The organism is Psychrobacter sp. 1U2 (genome assembly GCF_051847575.1).
Window position 1 is genome coordinate 1 of record NZ_JBPYDC010000385.1, and the last position, 1138, is coordinate 1138.

The 1138-nt window shown below is 46.0% G+C and carries 2 protein-coding genes; both read left to right on the forward strand.

All coding sequences use genetic code 11. The features are described from left to right. A partial coding sequence (locus ACS8FD_RS16025) for an ABC transporter permease (RefSeq protein WP_439276577.1) occupies nucleotides 1-725 on the forward strand: 725 nt, incomplete at its 5' end. A 69-nt stretch (nucleotides 726-794) separates the two neighbouring features. Further along, nucleotides 795-1138 (forward strand): ATP-binding cassette domain-containing protein (locus ACS8FD_RS16030; RefSeq protein ID WP_439276578.1); only part of this gene is annotated, 344 nt, incomplete at its 3' end.

Consider the following 1138-nt stretch of genomic DNA (forward strand, 5'->3'; position numbering starts at 1 on the left):
GGCTTGCCTGCGTTTTTGGTATGCTGGCAGGGTCAGTCGCTGGTATCGTCACAGCATGGTTGCATGTCAAGCTAGGTATTTTACAGCTGCTTGCCAGTATTTTGGTCATGGTTGCCCTATATTCTGTCAACTTACGTATCATGGGCGCACCCAATCTACCACTGCTTGGTGAAACCACTGTATTTAGCTCACTTGTGACTGATGGCAACGGTTATTGGATGCGCTGCTTAATTATTGGCGTCGTTATCTTGCTTGCCAAGCTACTGTTAGATTGGTTTTATAGCACCGAAACTGGTTTGTCCATGCGCGCGACTGGCTCCAACCTTCGCATGGCACAAGCACAAGGTATCAACACCTCGTGGATGACTATTATCGGTATGGCAGTCTCTAATGGTTTGATCGCTTTAGCCGGAGCGCTGTTTGTGCAGACGCAAGGCGGTGCAGATATCTCTATCGGTATTGGTACCATTGTCATTGGTCTGGCAGCAGTGATCATCGGTGAGACCATTATTCCTGCCAAACGCATTTGGCTCATTACTTTTGCTGTAATCGTTGGCGCAGTACTGTATAAGTTGTTTATTCAGGTTGCGTTATCAAGTGATACGCTACGTAGTATTGGCTTTGGTCCACAAGATTTGAACTTAATTACTGCTTTACTCGTCGTATTGGCATTAGTATTGCCAAAAGCTAAAACTAAGTTTTTATCTCGTAGAGTTCGCGCTTGATGATGCTTAAGATAGCCATACAAGCTTGAAGAAGCTTTTAGCTTAAAGAGATGACAAGGAACCACGATTATGATGCAAGCCACAGATTTACGGTTAACTTTTAACCCAGGCACGCCTATCGAAAACCCTGCACTACGCGGTATCAATCTAAACATTGCTGATGGTGAGTTTGTCACTGTCATCGGTACCAATGGCGCCGGTAAATCAACTTTTTTAAATGCAGTCAGTGGTACCACACGTGTTGATAGTGGTTCAATATTATTGAATGGCATTGATGTCACCAAAAAAACCGCTCATCAGCGCGCTCATTGGGTCGCGCGTGTGTTTCAGGATCCGATGGCGGGCACTTGTGAAGCCTTGACTATCGAAGAGAATATGGCGCTCGCCTATAAGCGCGGCGGCAAACGGGGACT